The following is a 434-nucleotide window of genomic DNA, read 5'->3' on the forward strand; positions in this document are numbered from 1 at the left end:
GCGGTTCTTGGCGGCGGCGTAGGCGAGCGTCGCGGCGAGTGGGTCTGCGGTCATCGGAGCCTCCATACTTACGGTATGGAGGCATGCCATACTTTGAGTATGGCATGCAAGCGGGTAGGGTGGCGGCCATGGATGAGGAGAGAACCGCGCCGCCGCGGGCGCGTGACCGGCTGGTGGCGGAGGCCGCGCTGGCGTTCGGCGCGCTGGGGTATGAGGCGGCGTCGCTCGACGAGATCGTGGCGCGGGCGGGGGTGACGAAGGGCTCGCTCTATCACCATTTCGGATCGAAACGGGATTTGTTCGAGGCGGTGTATCGCCGGGAGCTCGCCCGCCAGGTGCGTCTGTTCAACGCGGCGTATGGGGCGGTGCGGGGCGATCCGTGGGGCGCGTTCAAGGCCGGGTGCCGGTGTTATCTGGACGTGATTGCGGACGCG

At 68.0% G+C, this 434-nt stretch carries 1 protein-coding gene; it reads left to right on the forward strand.

Annotated features, from left to right (window positions below):
- Window positions 1–128 precede the first annotated feature (128 nt).
- The coding region (locus R5H29_RS05070) for a helix-turn-helix domain-containing protein (RefSeq protein ID WP_332328865.1) at window positions 129–434 on the forward strand (306 nt) is incomplete at its 3' end.

It is taken from the genome of Stenotrophomonas sp. A3_2 (genome assembly GCF_036624925.1).
In the GTDB taxonomy this organism is placed as follows: domain Bacteria; phylum Pseudomonadota; class Gammaproteobacteria; order Xanthomonadales; family Xanthomonadaceae; genus Stenotrophomonas; species Stenotrophomonas hibiscicola.